The organism is Aliihoeflea sp. PC F10.4 (assembly GCF_054612275.1).
Genome location: NZ_JBTSWH010000001.1, coordinates 311,964 through 332,232 on the forward strand (window position 1 = coordinate 311,964; position 20,269 = coordinate 332,232).

The 20,269-nt window shown below is 62.7% G+C and carries 18 protein-coding genes; 11 read left to right on the top strand and 7 right to left on the bottom strand.

From position 1 onward, the window contains the following. Nucleotides 1–98: 98 nt before the first annotated feature. Together ACX82Z_RS01450 and ACX82Z_RS01455 are read left to right on the top strand one after the other, a co-directional pair. Nucleotides 99–1,055, top strand: a complete 957-nt coding sequence (locus tag ACX82Z_RS01450; protein ID WP_459586377.1) for an SPFH domain-containing protein — start codon at nt 99–101, stop codon at nt 1,053–1,055. Between the two features lies 1 nt (nt 1,056). Continuing rightward, nucleotides 1,057–1,518 (top strand): NfeD family protein, encoded by a 462-nt coding sequence (locus tag ACX82Z_RS01455; protein ID WP_459586378.1) that lies wholly within the window; start codon nt 1,057–1,059, stop codon nt 1,516–1,518. Nucleotides 1,519–1,521: 3 nt separating this feature from the next. Here the strand turns inward: ACX82Z_RS01455 and ACX82Z_RS01460 are convergent, their stop codons facing one another. Then, nucleotides 1,522–2,520, bottom strand: coding sequence for a KpsF/GutQ family sugar-phosphate isomerase (locus ACX82Z_RS01460; RefSeq protein ID WP_459586379.1), 999 nt, complete (start codon nt 2,518–2,520; stop codon nt 1,522–1,524). A 136-nt stretch (nt 2,521–2,656) separates the two neighbouring features. On the opposite strand from ACX82Z_RS01460, the gene ACX82Z_RS01465 reads away from it, so the two are divergent. Further along, entirely contained in the window at nt 2,657–4,447 is a 1,791-nt protein-coding gene (locus tag ACX82Z_RS01465; protein ID WP_459586380.1) for an outer membrane beta-barrel protein, read from the top strand. 81 nt (nt 4,448–4,528) lie between these two features. On the opposite strand, the gene ACX82Z_RS01470 is transcribed toward ACX82Z_RS01465, so the two are convergent. Further along, nucleotides 4,529–6,373, bottom strand: a complete 1,845-nt coding sequence (locus ACX82Z_RS01470) for a M3 family oligoendopeptidase (protein WP_459591210.1) — start codon at nt 6,371–6,373, stop codon at nt 4,529–4,531. 148 nt (nt 6,374–6,521) lie between these two features. On the opposite strand from ACX82Z_RS01470, the gene ACX82Z_RS01475 reads away from it, so the two are divergent. After that, nucleotides 6,522–8,003, top strand: coding sequence for a sigma-54-dependent transcriptional regulator (locus tag ACX82Z_RS01475; protein WP_459586381.1), 1,482 nt, complete (start codon nt 6,522–6,524; stop codon nt 8,001–8,003). A 201-nt stretch (nt 8,004–8,204) separates the two neighbouring features. After that, nucleotides 8,205–10,043: a DUF882 domain-containing protein gene (locus ACX82Z_RS01480; protein ID WP_459586382.1), complete on the top strand. Its 1,839-nt coding sequence runs from the start codon at nt 8,205–8,207 to the stop codon at nt 10,041–10,043. Between the two features lie 65 nt (nt 10,044–10,108). Here ACX82Z_RS01480 and ACX82Z_RS01485 read toward each other — a convergent pair whose 3' ends face one another. Both ACX82Z_RS01485 and ACX82Z_RS01490 read right to left on the bottom strand, forming a co-directional pair. Next, nucleotides 10,109–10,747, bottom strand: a complete 639-nt coding sequence (locus ACX82Z_RS01485; protein ID WP_459586383.1) for a 2-dehydro-3-deoxy-phosphogluconate aldolase — start codon at nt 10,745–10,747, stop codon at nt 10,109–10,111. 48 nt (nt 10,748–10,795) lie between these two features. Further along, nucleotides 10,796–11,650, bottom strand: a complete 855-nt coding sequence (locus ACX82Z_RS01490) for an N-acetylmuramidase domain-containing protein (protein ID WP_459586384.1) — start codon at nt 11,648–11,650, stop codon at nt 10,796–10,798. Between the two features lie 97 nt (nt 11,651–11,747). Here ACX82Z_RS01490 and trhO point away from each other — a divergent pair, with 97 nt between their 5' ends. The 4 genes from trhO to ACX82Z_RS01510 all read left to right on the top strand — a co-directional run bounded on the left by trhO (nt 11,748) and on the right by ACX82Z_RS01510 (nt 16,425). Then, entirely contained in the window at nt 11,748–12,671 is a 924-nt protein-coding gene (trhO, locus tag ACX82Z_RS01495; protein ID WP_459586385.1) for an oxygen-dependent tRNA uridine(34) hydroxylase TrhO, read from the top strand. A gap of 82 nt (nt 12,672–12,753) precedes the next feature. Further along, nucleotides 12,754–13,512, top strand: a complete 759-nt coding sequence (locus ACX82Z_RS01500) for a tellurite resistance TerB family protein (protein WP_459586386.1) — start codon at nt 12,754–12,756, stop codon at nt 13,510–13,512. A gap of 56 nt (nt 13,513–13,568) precedes the next feature. Beyond that, on the top strand, nt 13,569–14,426 hold the full coding sequence (locus tag ACX82Z_RS01505) for an alpha/beta hydrolase (protein WP_459586387.1): 858 nt from the start codon (nt 13,569–13,571) through the stop codon (nt 14,424–14,426). A gap of 217 nt (nt 14,427–14,643) precedes the next feature. Then, nucleotides 14,644–16,425, top strand: a complete 1,782-nt coding sequence (locus ACX82Z_RS01510) for an SLC13 family permease (RefSeq protein WP_459586388.1) — start codon at nt 14,644–14,646, stop codon at nt 16,423–16,425. Here ACX82Z_RS01510 and ACX82Z_RS01515 read toward each other — a convergent pair. Beyond that, nucleotides 16,420–17,598, bottom strand: a complete 1,179-nt coding sequence (locus ACX82Z_RS01515) for a pyridoxal phosphate-dependent aminotransferase (protein ID WP_459586389.1) — start codon at nt 17,596–17,598, stop codon at nt 16,420–16,422. The two genes, ACX82Z_RS01510 and ACX82Z_RS01515, sit on opposite strands and share 6 nt — an antisense overlap. An 83-nt stretch (nt 17,599–17,681) precedes the next feature. On the opposite strand from ACX82Z_RS01515, the gene ACX82Z_RS01520 reads away from it, so the two are divergent. Together ACX82Z_RS01520 and ACX82Z_RS01525 are read left to right on the top strand one after the other, a co-directional pair. After that, a complete protein-coding gene (locus ACX82Z_RS01520; RefSeq protein ID WP_459586390.1) occupies nt 17,682–18,368 on the top strand; it encodes a GNAT family N-acetyltransferase in 687 nt (228 codons plus the stop codon). Continuing rightward, a complete protein-coding gene (locus tag ACX82Z_RS01525; RefSeq protein WP_459586391.1) occupies nt 18,365–18,559 on the top strand; it encodes a hypothetical protein in 195 nt (64 codons plus the stop codon). Before ACX82Z_RS01520 ends, ACX82Z_RS01525 begins: the two co-directional genes overlap by 4 nt. Here the strand turns inward: ACX82Z_RS01525 and ACX82Z_RS01530 are convergent, their stop codons facing one another. Together ACX82Z_RS01530 and ACX82Z_RS01535 are read right to left on the bottom strand one after the other, a co-directional pair. Beyond that, nucleotides 18,560–19,609 carry a nickel/cobalt transporter gene (locus ACX82Z_RS01530; protein ID WP_459586392.1) on the bottom strand — a complete coding sequence of 350 codons (1,050 nt, stop codon included), beginning with the start codon at nt 19,607–19,609 and terminating at the stop codon, nt 18,560–18,562. Beyond that, nucleotides 19,606–20,262 carry a DUF1007 family protein gene (locus ACX82Z_RS01535; protein WP_459586393.1) on the bottom strand — a complete coding sequence of 219 codons (657 nt, stop codon included), beginning with the start codon at nt 20,260–20,262 and terminating at the stop codon, nt 19,606–19,608. Before ACX82Z_RS01535 ends, ACX82Z_RS01530 begins: the two co-directional genes overlap by 4 nt. Between the last annotated feature and the right edge of the window lie 7 nt (nt 20,263–20,269).

The following is a 20,269-nucleotide window of genomic DNA, read 5'->3' on the forward strand; positions in this document are numbered from 1 at the left end:
CGATAGGTGAAGTTATCGTTAGGCCTCCGCAGCGAGGATTGCCTGCCCGGTCAAAAAGCCTAAATGATGCGCAGGGCGAAAAAACAAGAGGGTAGGCCATGTTCCTTTCAGGTTTCGAGATTGCGGTGATCGTTCTTGCGGCGCTCGTGCTCCTGTTCATCTTCGCCGGCGTCAAGACGGTCCCGCAGGGATTTCAATATACGGTCGAACGGTTCGGCCGCTATACGCGTACGCTGTCACCGGGCCTTGCGCTGATCATTCCGTTCATGGAACGGATCGGCATGCGGATGAACATGATGGAGCAGGTGCTCGATGTTCCCACGCAGGAAGTCATTACCAAGGACAACGCGATCGTCGCGGTCGACGGCGTTGCCTTCTATCAGGTGCTGAACGCCGCGCAGGCCGCTTATCAGGTTTCCGGCCTCCAGAACGCGATCCTCAATCTGACGATGACCAACATCCGTTCGGTGATGGGTTCGATGGACCTCGACGAACTTCTTTCCAACCGCGACGCGATCAACGACAGGCTGCTGCACATCGTCGACAGCGCCGCCGAGCCGTGGGGCATCAAGATGACCCGCGTCGAGATCAAGGACATCAATCCGCCGACGAACCTCGTCGATTCGATGGCGCGGCAGATGATGGCCGAGCGTAACCGACGCGCCGAAATCCTCGAAGCCGAGGGTCGCAAGCAGGCGCAGATTCTCGATGCCGAAGGCCGCCGCGAAGCTGCCTTCCGCGATGCCGAGGCGCGCGAACGCGCGGCCGAAGCGGAGGCGCGCGCCACGCAGATGGTCTCGGAAGCGATTGCAGCGGGTGATGTCCAGGCGATCAACTACTTCGTTGCACAAAGATACACCGAGGCCATGGCCAAGATCGGTTCGGCTCCCAACTCCAAGGTCGTGCTGATGCCGATGGAAGGCTCATCTCTGATCGGCTCGCTGGGCGGCATCGGCGCTATCGCCAAGGAAGTCTTCGGGGACGACGCGCAGGCCATACAGGAACGACGCCGTTCCTCGCGTCCGCCGGTCGTAACGCCTGCCCGGGACGCCTGACATGAGCGCCTGGCTCGCCAGTCTCGGCCCCTGGAACTGGATGATCATCGGCGGTGTGCTTCTGGCGCTCGAGATCATGGCGCCCGGTGTTTATCTCCTTTGGATCGGCATTGCGGCGCTTTTGACCGGCGCATTGTCGTTCCAGATTGGTGAGGCGGCATGGTGGAGCTGGCAGGTCCAGATCATCGTCTTCGTCTGCCTGGCGCTCGCGTCGGCTTTGACCGGGCGTTACTTCCTCGGCTCGGATCGCGCGGGAACGAGCGATCAACCGCTTCTCAATCGCCGCGAGCAGCAACTGGTCGGACAGACCTCGACGTTGGAGGAGCCGATCCGCGATGGCCATGGCCGTGTGCGGCTTGGCGATACGCTGTGGCTCGTTCGCGGCCCGGAACTGCCGGCCGGAACGCGAGTGCGCATCGTCAGCGCGGAGGGTGGAACGTTGCGGGTCGAGCCTGTCGAATAAACGTCAGGCAGCGCCTGCCCGCAACAGATCGTGGAAATGCACGACGCCGACGGGTCGTTCGTCCTCGCACACGATCAGCGCAGATATGCCATTGTCGTTGATGATGCCCGTCGCAGTCGCGGCGAGCATGTCGGGAGCGGCGGTCTTCGGATTGCGCGTCATCACCTCGTCTACGGTGAGGCTCGCCAGATTGCGGTGAAGGTTGCGGGCAAGATCGCCGTCGGTGACGATGCCCGCGAGCCTGCCCTCATCACCGACGACGCAAACGCAGCCGAACCGCTTCTTCGCCAGGACATGGACCGCATCCGTCATTTGCGTTCCGGTCGGAACGATCGGCATTTCGTCGCCCGTGTGCATCAGGTCGCGCACATGGGTCAGGCTCGCGCCCAGCTTGCCGCCCGGATGGAACGTCCTGAAATGGTCGGGCGTGAAGCCGCGCGCCTCCAGAAGCGCCACGGCCAGCGCGTCCCCGATGACGAGCTGCATCAGCGTTGATGTCGTCGGCGCAAGTCCGTGCGGACAGGCTTCGGCCACCTTCGGCAATGCCAGAACCGCGGTCGCTTCTCGGGCGAGCGCCGATTTGGTGCCCGACGTGATCGCGATCAGCGGTATGGAAAAACGCCGCGCATAGGCGATGATGCCGCCAAGTTCGCTCGTCTCACCGGACCACGAGATCGCGAGGATCGCATCGTCCTCGGCGATCATGCCGAGATCGCCGTGATTGGCTTCGGCCGGATGGACGAAGAAGGCCGGCGTGCCCGTCGAGGCGAGCGTCGCCGCGATTTTCGAGCCGATATGCCCGCTCTTGCCGACGCCGGTGACGATCACGCGGCCGGTGATGCCGGCTATCGTCTCTGCGGCTTTCACGAACGCGTCGGAAAGGCCGTTCTCGAACGAGGTCGAAAGCGTTGCGAGGCCAGCAGCCTCGATTTGAAGCGTGCGCGCTGCGGACTGGACGATCTGGTCGCGCTCGAGCGCGGTCTGTGGCTTTTGTCGTTGCATGGGACAAGCGCTTATCGCCCCTTCGCGCCCCTGTCCATTCGCCTTGTTCGCGCAGGCTGGATCAACGCTTGGTTAACCAAGACGGTTTACGGTTTCGTAAGCATGATTTCCCATGCATCGAGGTGGCCGAGCGCACATGGCAGACCAGACTTTCCGGCTCGGCATCCTTGCCCGGCGCAGCGCATATGCGCTGGCGGCGGCCGGTGTCATGTCGGTCGCGCTGGGGGTGCACGGTGCGCTTGCGCAGGACGAAGCGCTGCCGCTTCGCGGAACGCTGACTGACGAACTCGTCGAGACGAGCGAGCCGGTTATGCCGCCAGCCGATGTCAACATCGATGACGCCGCCGAGCCGGAACTCGACGAGACGACGACCGGGACGGTGCCGCAGCGCGACGCCGAACGCACTTTATACGGTACGCCGTTACGTGATCCGTTTGCGCCGCGCCCGGCACCCGTGCCCGAGCCCGCCGGAGCGCCGAGCGACTACCGGCCTTTCAGCGACGGCGCGGTCTCCGAAGGCGAGCCGCTCGCCGACGATCGTGCGCGGCCTGCATCAGCAATAATCGATCCGTTCGAAGATGATCTGGAGATTGAGCCTGCGACCGGACGCGCGGAAGCTCAGGGGCGGATCGGTCCTTCGCGCCGCGCGGGCGAGGAAGAAACGCTCGACGGCATGACGACGGCGACGGTTCCGCTTGCCGCTGTGGATTCGCTGGATCTCGAACGCAATCTGCGCGTCGGCTCCGATGCCGAGCGGATCAATTCCATCGAGACGACCCGACGTCTGGCGTCGGACAGCCCCTACGCGCCTGTCGGCATGCGGCTCGGCACGTTCGATTTCTTTCCGTCCATCGAGCAGGGCCTCGGCTGGACATCGAACGCCGACGGGGGAACCGATGAGGAAAGCGCGTTTTATTCCGAGACCGTCGGGCGGTTCGAACTTCGTTCGGACTGGTCGCGTCACGAGGCGGCGCTCAACGGTTTCGGTATCTGGCGGCGCGATATCGATGGTGCGGATATCGACGATTTCGAAGCCGGTCTCGACGGCGAATTACTGCTCGATCTGGCCGATGGCTACGAGGGGCGCGCGGCGTTCGGCTATCTGCGCCGGCCCGAATCGGCGACCGCACCCGATACGGTCGAGGGCGCGATCTCCCGGCCAGACCGCGATACGCTCACAGGCGAAGTCGGCATCGCGCGCGAAGTCGCACGCCTGCGCCTTGGCCTGACAGGCGCGGTGACGCGCGACACCTTTTCCGACGCCGAACTTGCCGACGGTACGGTCGTCAGCCAGGAAGACCGCGACTCGACGCTGGCGGCCGTCCGCGTGCGTGCAGGCTACGAGATGTCACCGGCGCTGATCCCCTTCGCCGAGGTCGAGGCCGGCCGGCGCACCTATGACAACCGGATCGACGCGGCCGGCTTTGAGCGGTCGGCCGACCGTTATGCTCTGCGCGGCGGCATCGCAATCGACATTGCGGAAAAGTGGCGCGGCGAAGCCTTTATCGGCTGGCTTTGGGAAAATCCTGACGACGCCGCGCTCGACCGCGTGTCCGGCTTCGAGATCGGTGGCGACCTCGCGTGGTCGCCGCAACGCGGCACGGTTGTCGATCTCACCGCGTTGACCACGGTGGAGGGCGCGACGGCACCGGGTGCCAGCGGCTCGCTTCTTTATGCGGCGAACCTGTCGGTTACGCGTGAACTGCGCGCGAACCTGACCGGCACGGCGGGCATCGGCCTCGATTATCGCGATTTCGCAAACTCATCGGCCCATGACCTGACGTGGAGCGGTCAGGTCGCGCTGACATGGTGGTTCAATCGCTATCTCGGCCTGACCAGCCGTGCGCGATATGAAAAATTCACCAGCAGCGACGGGCGCGACAGCGATACGGCGAGCGTGTTCGTGGGATTGCGGGCGCAAAGGTAGCCCCTGATCGCCGCGGTGTCCCTGGTTAGATGTTGAGGTTCGACGGGGCGGACCGTTCAAGGCCGCCCCGCGCAAATTGCTTCAGGCCGCGCGGTCGAGCGCTTCCAGTTCGTCGATCAGGCCGCCGATCACCGACAGACCTTTTTTCCAGAAATCCGGATCGGTCGCATCGAGCCCGAACGGCGCGAGCAGTTCGGAATGGTGCTTGGTTCCGCCCGCCTTCAGAAGCGCAAAATATTTTTCCTGAAAACCGGGCTCGACGGATTGATAGACGCCGTAGAGCGAATTCACCAGACAGTCGCCGAACGCATAGGCATAGACGTAGAAGGGCGAGTGGATGAAGTGGGGCACATAGGCCCAGAACGTCTCGTACCCCTCTCGGATCGCGATTGCCGGTCCAAGGCTTTCGGCCTGAACCTCAAGCCAGAGTTGGCCGATGCGGTCGGCGGTCAGTTCGCCTTCCTTGCGCTCGGTATGCACCTTGCGCTCGAATTCGTAGAAGGCGATCTGGCGCACGACCGTATTGATCATATCCTCGACCTTTTGCGCCAGCATGGCCTTGCGCTCGGCCTTGTCGGTCGTGCGGTCGAGCAGCGAGCGGAATGTCAGCATTTCGCCGAAGACCGACGCGGTCTCGGCCAGCGTCAACGGCGTCGAGGCCATCAGCGCGCCCTGTTCGGCGGCAAGCACCTGATGAACGCCGTGGCCAAGCTCGTGCGCGAGCGTCATCACGTCGCGCGGCTTGCCCATATAGTTCAGCATCACATAGGGGTGGACCGAAGGCACGGTCGGGTGCGCGAACGCGCCCGGCGACTTGCCAGGCCGCACAGGAGCGTCGATCCAGTTCCTGTCGAAGAAGCGTCTCGCGATCTCGGCCATCTTCGGGTCGAAACCCTCATAGGCCGAAAGGACCGTCTCGCGCGCGTCGTTCCATGAAATGACGGATTTCGGCGTTTCGGGCAAAGGCGCGTTGCGGTCCCAGTGGTTCATCTTCTCCATGCCGAGCCACTTTGCCTTCATCGCGTAATAGCGGTGCGACAGGCGCGGATAGGCCTCGCGCACGGCCTCGGCCAGCGCGTCGACGACCTCGCGCTCGACGCGGTTCGCCAGATGGCGCGAATCGGCGATGTCCTTGAAGCCGCGCCAGCGGTCGGAGATTTCCTTGTCCTTGGCGAGCGTGTTGGTGATCAACGTGAAGGTGCGAAGATTGTCCTTGAACGTCTTCGCCAGCGCATGTGCGGCCTCTTCGCGGATTTGAGGCGAGGGGTCCTGAAGCCTGTTCAACGTCGGTTCGAGCGGCAATTCCTCACCGTCGAGATCGAAGCGCAGCGAGGTCATGGTCTCATCGAAAAGCCGGTTCCATGCGCCGCGACCCGTCACGGATTTTTCGTGAAAAAGCTGCTCGATCCTGTCGTCGAGCTGGTAGGGCTTGTCCTGCCGCAGGTCGACGATCCAGGGCCGGTAATGACCGAATGCGGGGTCATCATCGAGCGCGGTGTCGATGAGGCCGTCGTCGATCCGGTTCATTTCCAGCGTGAAGAAGAGCATATGCGATGACGCGTCGGTCAGCTTTTCCTGCACGTCGCCATAGAGCTTGGCGCGGTTCGGATCGGAGGTATCGCCCGTATAAAGCAGCGCCGCATAGGAGCCGATCTTACCAATCAACTCGTCCAGCGCCTCATATTCACGCATCGCCTCGCCAAGCTTGCCGGCGCTGCCTTTGCCCGCCTCGGCTTCGAGCGTTCCCTTCCACTTGGCTTCGAAAGCCTGCGCATCGCTCTTCGAACGGGCGATGTCGGCCTTGAGTTCAGGTGCGTCGATCGAGGCATAAAGGTCGGCAAGGTTCCATTCGGGCAGATTGCCGAATTCGCTTTCGCTGCGTGCCGGGTTCGCCGAAGCGTGGACGGGCGCGATCGGCTCTTGCATAAATCTCATTAAAATTCCTCGGATAGCGGGGTTTGGGCGCTGGACGGTAAGGCTTCGTTCACCGGTCTTCTTGAGCGCCCGTTCATGGAGTTGTGCCAGTGTGGAGCAATCGCACGGCGATAGGCAACGCAAAAATGGCGTGGGCGGCATGGCAGGTAGCATTCTCATCATCGACGACGATCCGGTCCAGCGGCGACTGGTCGAGGCGGTCGTCACGCGGTTCGGCTATGACGCCATCGTCGCCGAGAACGGGCGCATCGGGCTCGACCGTCTGACCACACCGGGCACGAAGACGATAGCCGCCGTCATTCTCGATCTCGCCATGCCGGAAATGTCCGGGCTCGACGTGCTGGAAGCAATGGACAAGGCGGGGCACACGGTGCCCGTGATCGTTCAGACGGCGCAGGGCACGATCGACACGGCCGTCCAGGCGATGCGGCTCGGCGCGTTCGATTTCGTCGTCAAGCCGGTCGCGCCCGACAGGTTGAAGAACGCCATCGATACGGCGGTCAAGGTGGGTACACTCGCCGGCAAGGCGAAGGCGCGCGGCTCGACAGGCGGCGCGCGCGCGCTCGGGCTCGACGATCTCGGTACGTCGCCGGCAATGCAGCGCACGGCCCAGCTTGCACGCAAGGCTGCCGCGACCGACATGCCGGTTCTGATCGAAGGCGAAACGGGTGTCGGCAAGGAGGTGGTAGCGCGCGCGATCCGCGCCGCCGGTCCGCGCCGCGATAAACCGTTCGTCACCGTCAATTGCGGGGCGATCCCTGAAAATCTCGTCGAAAGCATTTTGTTCGGTCACGAAAAGGGGGCGTTCACCGGCGCGACCGAAAAGCACCTCGGCAAATTCGTGGAGGCTGATGGCGGTACGCTCTTCCTCGACGAAGTCGGCGAATTGCCGCTGGAGGCGCAGGTCAAGCTGCTGCGCGCCATACAGGAGGGCGAAGTCGATCCCGTCGGTGCCCGTCATACGATCAAGGTCGATGTACGTCTTATCTCCGCCACCAACCGCGATTTGACGCAGCGCATGTCCGAGGGTCGGTTTCGCGAGGATCTTTTTTATCGCCTGAATGTGCTTTCGATCCCGATGCCGCCCTTGCGCAGCCGGTCGGGCGAGATTCTGCGTCTTGCCGATATTTTCCTGAAAGAAGCGCGGTCCGCTGCTCCGGTCGCCGCAAAGGCGTTTTCGCAAGGCGCGCGGAACCTGCTTGCCGCCTATGACTGGCCCGGAAATATCAGGCAGTTGCAAAATGTTATCTTTCGCGCTGCGGTACTGGCAGATCACGACACGATCGAGGCCGCTGATTTCGCTCAGATAGCTTCACAGATCGGCAACATGCCTGTTCCTGCAGAAAACGCTCCCGTCTCTGCGGATCAGATCGCCGTTCCGGATCGTCAAGATATTGATTCAAAAGATGAAATGACGGTTTCTCTTCTCGATTCGAATGGTGAGATCAAGCCGCTGGCCGAATTGGAGAAACGGGCGATCCAGGCAGCCATCGAACATTACGAAGGCCGGCTTTCGGAGGTCGCGCGCCGGCTCGGCATCGGGCGTTCGACGCTTTACCGAAAGCTCAAGGAGATGGGGATAGACGCCGACGAAGGACGTAGCGGAAGGCTCGCATCTTGACGGTTGGTCCTTGGAACGATAGCCATTTTTTCAGGCAGTTAACGATGGTTTCGGTCGTTCGGCATATGTCGTAAAACCACTTTCATCGAACCGTAAACGGTCGCACTAAGTGCTGATTAACCATTAGCGCGGATATTCGGACGACAATCGACGTCCGGAAATCGGTCCGGGGACACGCAACAGCCGACAAGGCGAGATGTTTTGATCAGTATCGCTGGAATGCCCAAAAATCGGTGGATCAACGGCGCTGTTTTCGGCCGTCCGGCTCTCTTGGCCGTTATGATCGCCCTTGCCTTCATGTTTTGCGCGACCGCAAAGGCGGATGCGCAGACGCGCACGCTGAACCTTTACAATATCCACACCAAGGAAAACGCGCAGATCACCTTCAAGCGCGGCAACCGCTACGATCAGGACGGTCTCAACCAGTTGAACCGCTTCCTGCGCGACTGGCGGCAAAACGAGCCGACGAAGATGGACCCGCTCCTGATGGATTTGTTGTGGGAGGTCTACCAGCAGGCCGGCGGACGCCAGCCCATCCATGTCGTCTCTGCCTATCGCTCGCCCAAGACCAACGGCATGCTGCGTTCGCGCTCCAGCGGCGTTGCGGACAACAGCCAGCATACGCGCGGCAAGGCCATCGATTTCTATATTCCCGGCGTGAAGCTCTCGACATTGCGTGCGGCCGGCCTTCGCATGGAAGGCGGCGGCGTCGGCTACTATCCGACATCCGGCGCTCCCTTCGTCCATCTCGACACCGGCAATGTGCGCCACTGGCCGCGCATGCGCCGTAACGACCTGATGGCGGTGTTCCCGAACGGCGGCACGATCCACGTTCCCTCCGACGGCAAGCCCTTGCCCGGCTACCAGCAGGCTATGGCTGCCTACAAGTCGCGTCAGGGCAGCGGCACATTCGCGGTCGCCAGCGCAGGCGGCGGCAGTGGTGGTGGTAGCGGCGGCGGCGGTGGACTGCTCGCCTCGATTTTCCGTGGCGGAAGCGGCAATTCGAATGCGCCGGTTCAGGAAAGCGCGCCGGCCGTCGCACAGGCTCGCTCGGCCCCGACGCCCCAGGCACCGGTTGCAGCACCTGCCGCGCAGGCACCCGAGACGATCATAGCCGCCTTGCCGGCCCGGTCGGTTCCGGTTCCTCTTGCCGCGCCACGCCCGCAGGCCGATGTCGGCGCACCTCCTCCGGCGGCCCCAACAGTCGCCACGGCACTCATGGCCGACGGCTTCGATGCGTCCGCTGCTGCCGTGCAGGCCGAAGCGATGACGGCGACCGAGGTCGCGCTTAACGTTCCGTTGCCGACGCGCCGTCCCGATTATACGCCGACGCCGGCCGCCGAGGCCGAGTCGCTCGTCGCATCGATCAAGACGCCTGAGACCGGCGTTCCGGTCGCCGCGCTTCTGGCCGAGCGCCCAAGCCGCAGCGGATCGGACGCCATCAGCCAGCTTCTGACGGAAGATGCCAATTCGGCACGCGCAGGCGTCGTCGTCAACGAGACGCAGACGGCTTCCGCCGCAGTGGGTGATGGGACGACCGCGGGCGAGATTTTCGCGCTTGCGGCTCTGCCGGAACGCCCCGCTTCCTCGCCGATCAAACTCGACGTTGCGCCTTTGGGCCACCGCCCCGACGCACAGGAAACCGCCAACGCGATCAAGCAGCGTCAGGTTGCGGCTCTTGAATCCTCGCCGCGCGCGGCGCTGATCGCTCGCACGGAAGGCGTTTCGCCGATGATGGCGATCGAGTCGGGCGTTCGCACGACGGCCAAGCTGGGCAAGCCGACCGTTACCGATACACGTCAGGCACGCCGTTCGCTTAACGTGGATGCGACACCGGAAGTGGCGCGCTGGGCGCTGGAGCCGAGCCGCGTCGAGCAGATTTCCAACGGCACGACCGCACCGTCCTTCGCCTACAACATCGTGCGTACGCCGCCGGCAGTCATCTACAATGAAGGCTTCCAGCAGGCGTCCGCGCAGCCCGATACCAACCGTTTCTCGGGCAAGGCGGTGCAGTTCATGTCGGTTGCACGTTTCAACTGACGGCAGCAAACCGGAACAAAAAAACGGCGGCCATTGGCCGCCGTTTTTGTTTGGGCCTGCCTGCCTTATCGCAGGCCGGCTGCCTCGCGTGACAGACGCTCGACCTCGGCCCAGTCACCGGCTTTCACCGCTGCCCCCGGCACAACCCAGGACCCGCCGACGCACACGATATTGGGCAGGGACAAATAGGATCTGACGTTGGCCGGCGAGATACCGCCTGTCGGGCAGAAGGAAACGTCGGGGATCGGGGCCGAGATCGCCTTCAGGAAAGGCGCGCCGCCCGATTGCTCGGCCGGAAAGAATTTCAGGAAGCCATAGCCTTCCTCGCGCATGGCCATGATTTCGCTGGCCGTCGTCGCTCCCGGCAGGAACGGTACGGCGCTCGACCGGGCGGCGTCGATCAGTTCCTGCGTCGTGCCGGGGCTGACGATGAATTGCGCTCCAGCCTTTTCGGCCGCCTCGAACTGCGCCGCGTCGAGGATCGTTCCCGCGCCGACGATCGCGCCCGCAACTTCGGCGGCCACCTGCCGGATCGCATCCAGCGCATGCGGCGTGCGCAAGGTGATCTCGATGGCAGGCAATCCGCCGGCAACCAGCGCGCGGGCCATCGGAACGGCCGTCGCCAAGTCATCGATCCGGATGACCGGGATCACCGGCTGCGTTCCGATGAGCGAGGTGAGGCGTTCGGCCTGGGATGAGGTCATGAGTGTCTCCTTTTTCAACCGATTAGCATGCGCGTTTCCCGAATTCTATCATGCCACGCGCAGCGATCGCAGAAATGACATCACACGCGCGAGCGGATTTGGCCGACTTTCTAGGATCTTCAGCGTCGATACATCGGCTACGCCGGTGGCGGCCAGACGGTTTGCTGTCTGGAAAGCGCGAAGAGCGCCCTCGGTGGCGGGGCCGAACATGCCGTCGATGGCGATAGCCGCTCCCCTTTCGACCAGACGGCGTTGGAGGTCGGCAACTGCTTCGCCACGATCGCCGCGCCGCAAGGACGCAGCATGTAATTGCCAATCGAGCTTTTCATAGATGGCGAAGGCGCGCGCCAGCTTCGTATCGTATGCGTTCGCCGAAAAGCCCGGGCCGTTGTAGGCGCGCGCGAAAGCCGCCCAGTCGCGGGATGCCAACTTATTACGAAGGCCGGCGCGGACGATGTAGCGCGCCATCAACCGCAGCTGCCCATCCACGCCGTCACGCGCCTCGGTAACGAGCGCGTCGACCGTCGCGTATCCGAGCCATGCCCAATGCGCGCCCATGACCTGACCGATGCCCCATGACGTCGATTCGTCGGCGGCCTTCCGGTCGATAGCGCGCGCGGCTGCAAGCAGTTTCCAGCGTGCGGTTTGGGAGGCGGGGTTCTTCACGGCTCCGGCGCGAGGGGAGGCGAGGCCTTGCTGCCGTGCTCTTTCAAGTTTCAACCCCGAAAGGCGACGGTCGAAATAGTGCCCTTCGAAGCGGATCAGCGGTTCGCGTCTTCCATCGATGTCGGCATGCGTGACCAGATTGCTCTCGATATGGGCCACGGCGGCAAGCGCTGCTGGGTCGAGATCGAAAGCTTTAGCGATATGTGCGATTGCGTTCCGCGTTTCGGATTGGAGCATGGATACGAGGTCCTTTTTATAAAAGGATCATATTCCTATATCCTGCAAGCATGAGGATAAGTTGCGAAGCTTCCCGGAAAGCCTTAATCAGCCGCGCATGAACGACGCTCCCGAACAGACCTTCAAGGTCGCCGCCCTATACAGGTTCGCGCGGCTCGACCGCTGGCGCGAACTGCGCGAGCCGCTTGGCGCGTTCTGCAATGCGCACGGCATCAGGGGAACGCTTCTTCTGGCGCATGAAGGCATCAACGGGACGGTCGCAGGTCTGTCGGAAACCATCGATGTGCTTATCGCTCATTTGGACGCGATGCCGGAACTAGCCGGTCTCGACGTCAAATATTCGACCGCGTCGCAAATGCCGTTCAACCGGATGAAGGTGCGCCTCAAGGCGGAAATCGTGACCATGGGCGTCGAGGGGATCGACCCGGAGCGTGACGCGGGAACCTATGTCGAGCCGGCCGACTGGAATGCGCTGATCGCAGATCCCAATACGGTCGTCGTCGATACGCGAAACGGCTATGAGGTCGGGCTCGGCACCTTTGCCGGCGCGATCGATCCGGGAACGGACAGCTTCCGCGCCTTTCCTGCCTGGGTCGAAGCCAATCGCGATCGTCTCGAAGGAAAGAGGGTCGCCATGTTCTGCACGGGCGGAATTCGCTGCGAAAAGGCGACGGCCTATGCCAAATCGGTTGGCATAGAAGACGTCTACCATCTGAAAGGCGGCATCCTTCGCTATCTCGAAGACGTGCCGGAGAGCGAAAGCCTCTGGCAGGGCGAATGCTTCGTTTTCGACGAACGTGTCGGCGTAAAACATGGTCTGACGGAAGGTGATGCCGTGCTTTGCCGCGCCTGCCGCCGTCCTTTGACGCCTGAGGACCGCCAGTCGCCGCTTCATGCCGAAGGCGTCGCCTGTCTCCACTGTCATGGAGAGCGCAGCGACGAGGACCGCGAACGCTACGCGGAGCGGCACCGGCAGGTCGAGCGCGCGGAGCGGCGTGGTGCGCGTCATATCGGCAACTGAACTGCTCGCCATTGTAATGTCGAAGGCAACTCCTAGCTAATCTGACACCGTTCGCGGCAGATGCGAGACAAGGAGATCGCCCATGTTCGACCCCAAGAAAATTATTGACGGCCTTCTCGGCTCGTCCGGTGCAGGCGGCGGCAGTGCGCGGCCGGGGCAGCAGCGCGGCGCAGGCGGACTTGGCGATCTGGGCGGTTTGGCAGGTGGGCTTTCCGGCGGTGCGGGCAAACTTGGTCAACTCGTGCGCGACAACCCGATGGCGACGGCGGCGCTCGCCGGCATCCTCCTGACGGGCAAGGGGCGCAAACTTGCCGGTTCGGCGGTGAAGATCGGCGGCATGGCGGCAATCGCGGGCCTCGCCTACAAAGCCTATCAGGACTATCAGAAGGGCCAAAAGCCGCAGGCTCCACAAGCCGGCCAGGAGCCGGAGCTTTTGCCGCCACCGGCAGATAACGGCTTCAATCCCGAGACGGCCCCGCAAGGCGAGGACGAATTCGCGCTGACTATCGTGCGGGCGATGATCGCGGCGGCGAAGGCGGACGGGCATATCGACGATGTGGAACGGCAGAAGATCGCGGGCAGGCTCGGCGATGCGGGGCTGGACGCGGAAGGCGAGCAGTTCCTGCTTGCCGAACTCGAAAAGCCGGTCAATGTCGATGAACTGGTCAGCGCGGCGCGCACCGAGGAGCAGCGGGTGGAGATCTACACCGCGTCGCGCCTCGCCATCGAGCCGGAAACGCGCGCGGAACGCGGCTATCTCGACATGCTCGCCGGCCGGCTCGGCCTCGAAGACGGGCTGGTCGATCATATCGAGGCGAATGTCGCCGGCGTGAAGGTCTGATGAAACTTTGAAGTCCAGCTTCCGTTGTTGCCGGTGAATTCCATTCGCCGGTGACAATGCCCTTCTTTCGTTTCCTGTTCGCACTTCTTGGCTTCGTGACGCTTTCGGCGTGCGGCGGTGCCGTCGGCATCGTCAATTCGCTGACCGACAGCGACAAGGTGACGATGAAGGGCGACATCGCCTACGGACCGAGGCCGCGCAATCGCATGGACGTCTATCGTCCGGCAGATGCCGCCGCCAACGCCCCTGTCATCCTCTTTCTCTACGGCGGAAGCTGGTCGAGCGGAGATCGCGCGACCTATCGTTTCGTCGGAAATGCGCTGGCCGATGAAGGGTTCGTCGTCGCCATAGCCGATTACCGGGTCTATCCGGACACGCGTTTCCCGGGTTTCGTCGACGATGCGGCCAAGGCGCTTGCCTATACGCACCGGACCGTTGCGCAAGGGCGTCCGGTCTTCGTCGTCGGACATTCAGCGGGCGCGCAGATCGGCGCTTTGCTGGCTCTGGATGGCAACTATCTGCGCGGGGAAGGGCTTTCGCCATGTGGTGCGATTGCCGGGTTCGTCGGCATTGCCGGACCTTACGATTTTCTGCCACTGACGAGCGAACGGTACCGGCGCATCTTCCCCGAAGACATGCTGGCAGACAGCCAGCCGATCAATTTCACGACGGGCCGCAAACCGCCGTCGCTCCTTCTGCATGGCGGCTCGGACAGGACGGTCGAGGCACAGGACAGCCTCGATCTGGCTGAGGCGCTGCAAGCGTCCGGCAATCGGTCGCAGGCGCGCATCTATCCCCGCGTCGGCCACATCAACATCGTCGGCGCGATTTCCGTTCCGTTTCGCGGCAGCGCGCCGACACTGGCCGATATCGTTCGTTTCGTGCGCGAAACCGGCTCGCAGCCGGGTTGCTGAGCCGAAAAATGCGTTAACGCTGTGTTAAGAAACCCGGCGCATTCTTAACCAACGAATCGGATCGTTCCTCCTCCCAAGCACCGGTTCCAAACTCAGGCGGCCGCGAATGGCCGCCTTCCTTTGTGATCTCTTTCTTCAAAATCGCATCTGCATATTTTCGACGTGCAGCCAGTCGGCACGCTTCGCGTTATAGCCCGTAGCTGGATATGAGGGGCAAATGACGCAGTTTATGGCCGGTTACGAGGCGCATGTGGCGCTGGCGCTCGTCGCACTGCTTTTCGCGATGTTCGTATGGGAGAAATATCCGGCTGATGTGACGGCTGTGGCCGGGGCTGCCGTCTTCATCATTTTCGGCTTCGTTTCGTCCGATCAGGCCAAGGCCGTCTTTTCCAATTCCGCGCCGCTGACCATCGGCGCGATGTTCGTACTTTCAGGCGCGCTGGTACGCACCGGCGTTCTGGAAAGCGTCGCGGGCTTCGTTCTCGAACGGGCAAAGAAACATGCGGTTCTGGCGCTCGGTTTCTTTCTTCTGGCGGCGCTCGCAGCTTCCGCTTTCATGAACAACACGCCGGTCGTTCTGGTGCTGATCCCCATCGTGATCCGCCTTGCCGGCGCGCTCGACATTGCATCCACGCGGTTGTTGATCCCGATTTCCTACGCCGCGATCCTCGGTGGAACGCTGACGCTGATCGGTACGTCGACGAACCTTCTCGTCGACGGTGTCGCGCGGCAGGAGGGGCTGGAACCCTTCACGATTTTCGAGATCACGCCGATCGGTATCGTCACAGCAGCGACGGGACTTGTCGTTATGCTGGTCCTGGGAAAATTCCTGTTGCCCGACCGGCGCGAGGAAAGCGGTGACACGGTCGAGGAAGAGGAGGCGGAATACCTTTCCGAGATCACCATTTTGGAAGAAGGGCCGTTCACCGAAGCGCCGATCAAGGACATCGCGGCTTTCAACAGGACGGGATTGCGCGTCACGGGCGTGCGTTCGGAGGGTTCGGTCGCGCGCAAGGATGTCGGCGAGATCGTGCTGAAAAAGAACGATTCGCTGATCGTGCTCGCCAAATCGTCCGAACTCCTGACCTTGCTCGAAAACAACGGCGTGCGCGTCGGCCAGCGGCGTGGCGTGGTGCGTGAGGGTGACCAGATCATCGTGGAAGCGGTGGTCGCGCCGGGGCGGTTCAACCAGACGACGAGGCTCTCCACGCTCTCACTCGGCCGCCGCTTTGGCGTGCGCATTTTGGGCGCGCATCGGCACAACCACATCGCGGGGCCAGACCTCGGCAATGTGATCTTGCGCCCAGCGGACAAGCTGCTTTTGCAAGGCACCGCCGAAGGTCTCGACGAGTTGGCCGACCAGAGCGATCTCGTCTCGGTCACGCGACCGACGGCGCGTGCTTTCCGGCGCACCAAAGCGCCGATCGCGCTTCTGGCGCTCGGGCTCGTCGTGCTTCTGGCCGCGTTCGACGTGATGGATATCGGTATCCTGGCGATGATCGCCGTCGCCGCCATTCTGGTGCTGCGCTGCATCGACGCCGACGAAGCGTGGGGCTCGATCGACGGATCGATCCTGATCCTGATCTTCGCCATGCTGATCGTCGGGCAAGGCTTGCAGAACGCCGGCGCGGTTACGCTCGTGGTGGACGCGCTGACGCCCTACATGCAAAACGTCACGCCGCTCGTGCTCGTGATGATGGTCTATGCGATCGCATCGACTTTAACCGAGACGGTGACGAACAACGCTGTCGCGGTGATCGTCACGCCCATCGTCATCGGCCTTGGCCAGCAACTCGGCGTCGACCCGCGCGCGCTCGTCGTCGCGGTGATGTTCGGCGCGAGCGCGAGTTTCGCCACGCCGATCGGCTACCAGACCAACACGCTGGTCTACGGTGCAGGCAATTACCGCTTCGCCGATTTCATCAAGATCGGCCTGCCGATGAACATCATCGTCGGGCTGGCGTCGTGCTACGCGATCTATTTCTATTACGGGCTATGAGGCACGCTCGGTGAGGAACGCTTCGATCCGCTCCAGCGCGCGCAGGATGTTTTCCTCCGAATTGGCATAGGAAAGGCGGATGTAGCCCTCGCCGAGCGTGCCGAAATCCGGCCCGCCAATGAGCGCGACGCCGGCCTCTTCCAACAGCGCGGAGGCGAGCTTCTTCGCCTGCCAGCCGGTGCCCTTGATGTTGGGATAGGCGTAGAACGCGCCCTTCGGTGTGACACAGGAAATGCCGTCGATTGCGTTCAAGCCCTCGACGACGACGTGCCGGCGGCGGTCGAAGGCACGCATCATCTTGTCCACGTCATCCTGCGGCCCGTCGATGGCGGCGATACCGGCATATTGCGAGGCCGCGTTTACGCAGGACCAGCAATTGACCGCGAGCTTGCGCACCTTGCCATAAAGCGCATCCGGCCAGATCGACCAGCCCATGCGCCAGCCCGTCATCGCCCAGGTCTTCGACCATCCGTTGAGCACGATCAGCCGATCGCGGATTTCGGGGAACTGGAGGAGCGAGGTCGCCGTCTCTCCGTCATAGGTCATGACGTCGTAGATTTCGTCCGAAAGGATCGCGACCTGTGGATGCGCCGCCAGCCCCTTCACCAGCTTTTCGATCTCGGCGCGCGGCGTCACGCCGCCGGTCGGGTTAGCCGGCGAGTTGAGGATCAAAAGCCGCGTCTTGGGCGTGATCAGCGACAAGGTCTCCTCGGCCGAAAAGGCGAAGCCGTTTTCCTCGCGGATCGGCACGGGAACCGCCTTTGCGCCCGTATAGTCGATCATTGATTTGTAGATCGGAAAGCCCGGGTCCGGGTAGAGGATTTCAGCGTCCGGTTCGCCGAACATGACGATCGCAGCATACATGGTTGGCTTGCCGCCGGGCATGATCATCACGCGTTCCGGCGAAACCTCCACGCCGGTCGTCGCCAGCGTGCGGCGCGCCACCGCCTCGCGCGTCGCCAGCAATCCGGTCGCCGGCGTATAGCCATGGTGGCCATCGCGCAGCGCCTTGATCGCGGCTTCCACGATGTGGTCCGGCGTGCGAAAATCGGGCTGGCCGATGCCTAGATTGATGATGCCCTTGCCGGCGTTTGCAAGTTCCGTCGCGCGTGCCAGCACCGCGAATGCGTTTTCCTCGCCGATACGATCGAATGCGGATATCGTCTGGATCATCGTTTAGGACCCCCTCCCTTATTGCGGACCGATCCCGTTTGTGGGAGCGCGTGAGGTTCATGTCAATTCGCAAGGAGTGCCTGATGGCAACGCTCGAAAACTGGACGGCACGGCCCCGGCCCGAACGATCGGTCATCGAGGGTGCGCATGTGCGGCTCGAACCGCTCGACCCTGAAGCTCATGCGGACGGGCTCTATCAAGCAGCGTCCGGGGAGGGAGCCGGTGCGCGCATGGAATTCCTGTTCGAGGAACCGGCTGGGGGGCGTGAGGATTTCAGGATCTGGCTGGAAAAAATCGCCTCGTCGGCCGATCCGCTCTTTTTCGCCGTGGTCGACAAGGCGGACGGCCGCGTGAAGGGACGTCTCGCGCTCATGCGCATAGACGCTGCAAACGGCGTGATCGAGGTGGGCAATATCCTGTGGGGGCCGCTGATGGCGCGCACGCGCCTTGCGACGGAGGCGATCTATGTTCTCGCCCGCCATGTTTTCGACGATCTCGGCTATCGCCGCTTCGAGTGGAAGTGCAACGATCGCAACGTGCCATCTCGTCGCGCTGCACGGCGTCTCGGTTTCGATTATGAAGGCGTGTTCCGCCAGCATATGGTGGTCAAGGGAAAGAACCGCGACACGACATGGTATGCGATGCTCGACCGCGACTGGCCGCAGCGCCGTGCCGCCTTCGAAGCATGGCTGGACGACGATAATTTCGAGCGCGACGGCCGGCAGAAAAAGCGGCTTGAAGATTGCGCGGTGACAAAGGACGACGGATGAACCGCGAAACACGCAACACGATGCTGGCAACGGCCGCGATCCTGATTGGGTTCGGCGGACTTTCCTATTTCATGCCGACGATCATGCTTGCCGCAATCGAGGTTTCGCCATGGCTGGCGGGCGCGATCGCGGCGCTGTTTCTGCTGGCGTTCTTCGGCATCTTCTGGCTGCGCGGGCGTATGCGGCGTTGATCAGACGGCGAGGCTGGCCGTCAGGAGAGTCAGGCCCAGCAGGAACACGAACGCCGCACCGGCGATCTCGATACCCGCATGCACCCGGTTGCCCGTGCGTCCGTCGCCGGCGAGGGCGACGGCCCAGTTCTTTGCGGTGACGGCGAGAATGGCGAGGATCGAGACGGTGATCGCCGTTCCGATCGACATGGCGAACACCGACAGGAAGCCGCCGACCCAAAGACCGTTCAGGAAGGCGAAGGACAGAACGACGAGCGCACCCGTACAGGGGCGTAGGCCGACTGCCATGATCGCTGCCCATGCCGTTTTCCAGTCGAATCGGTCGCCGCCCAGCATCTTAGGATCGGGCGCATGGGAATGCCCGCAGGACGAACAGACGGCTCCATGGTCATGCGAATGATCGTGCGCGTGGTGATGATGGCTGTGATCATGGTGATGATCGTGAACTGCGGCCGCTGAAAGCCCATGCGCCGGTCGGCGGCCAAACAAGCCCGCCACTGCCGGGCCAGCCTTCTTCCATAAGAGCCACGCGCCGAAGGCGGTGACGAGCGCAAAACTGGCGATTTCCAGAAACCGCGTCGCATCGGTCATCGAAACCGAAGTGCCGCGCAGGAACAGGAAGACCGCGCTCATGATGGCGATCGCCGTCAGCCCCTGCAAAAACGCCGAGACGAAGGAGAGCATCACTCCTCGGCGCAGTGCGACCTCGTTTGCAAGCATGTAGGACGAAATGACGGCCTTGCCGTGCCCGGGGCCAGCGGCATGGAAGACGCCATAGGCGAAGGACAGCGCGACCAGCATCCATGTCCCGCCGTCGCCGTCGCGCATGGAGCGCAGCGCGCCGGTCAAGGAGCGGTAGAAGGTCTGCTGCTGCGCGTTGATCCAGTTGAGCGTGCCCGCGAACATCCCGGTCGAGGGTGCGGCGATCTCGGCCGATCCGATGCCGAGCGAACTTTGCGCGTGCGCGTGACCGATGAAATGCGTCGCGACATAGACGATGGCGACCGCAGCAAAGAAAACGCGCGTTGTGCGTTTTGAAATCCGCATCATCCTTCGGCTCCGCAGGACAGTTCGAGGCGCGTGGCGAACAGCTTTGACATATCCACGCCGCCCGGCTCGTTGAAGAAGGCGTCGGTCAGCGATTGCTGGTTCATGGCCATCGCCTCGTCCGGGTCGGGGCGCACGACTTCTTTTGCGCATGAATCCGGCATCGCTGCGACGACGAGATTGTCGTCGTCGTAAAAATCGATCGCCGTGTAGAAGGTCGGATCGTAGACCCCGAAATGAAGATCGCCTTCGAGCGGCAGACCTTCGGACGGGCGGGATTCGAAAACGATTATCAATTGCTGGTTTTCGAACATGGCGACGATGCGCTCGGGCACGTTCATCGCGATGTCCTTGCCGTTCGATGTCACGAACTGGAAGTAGTCGAACTCGGCCAGCGATTCGTGGATCACGGAGCCGACCATCTCCAGTTCATCATGATCGAGCTCATTGTCACGGTTCTGGTCGAACTCGAAAAGAACGGTCGAGGAAAACAAGTCGTCGAAGCGCCAGACATGGCGCAGCGCCTTGACGTTTCCGTCTTCTACGGCGACTTCGAGCCGTGCTTCTGCAAACACATGCGGGTGAGCGAAAGCGGGCGCGACAGCCGGCACCGACAGGCCGCACGCAAGCAGAAAAGTTCTGAACCGGATCGCCATCGTGCCC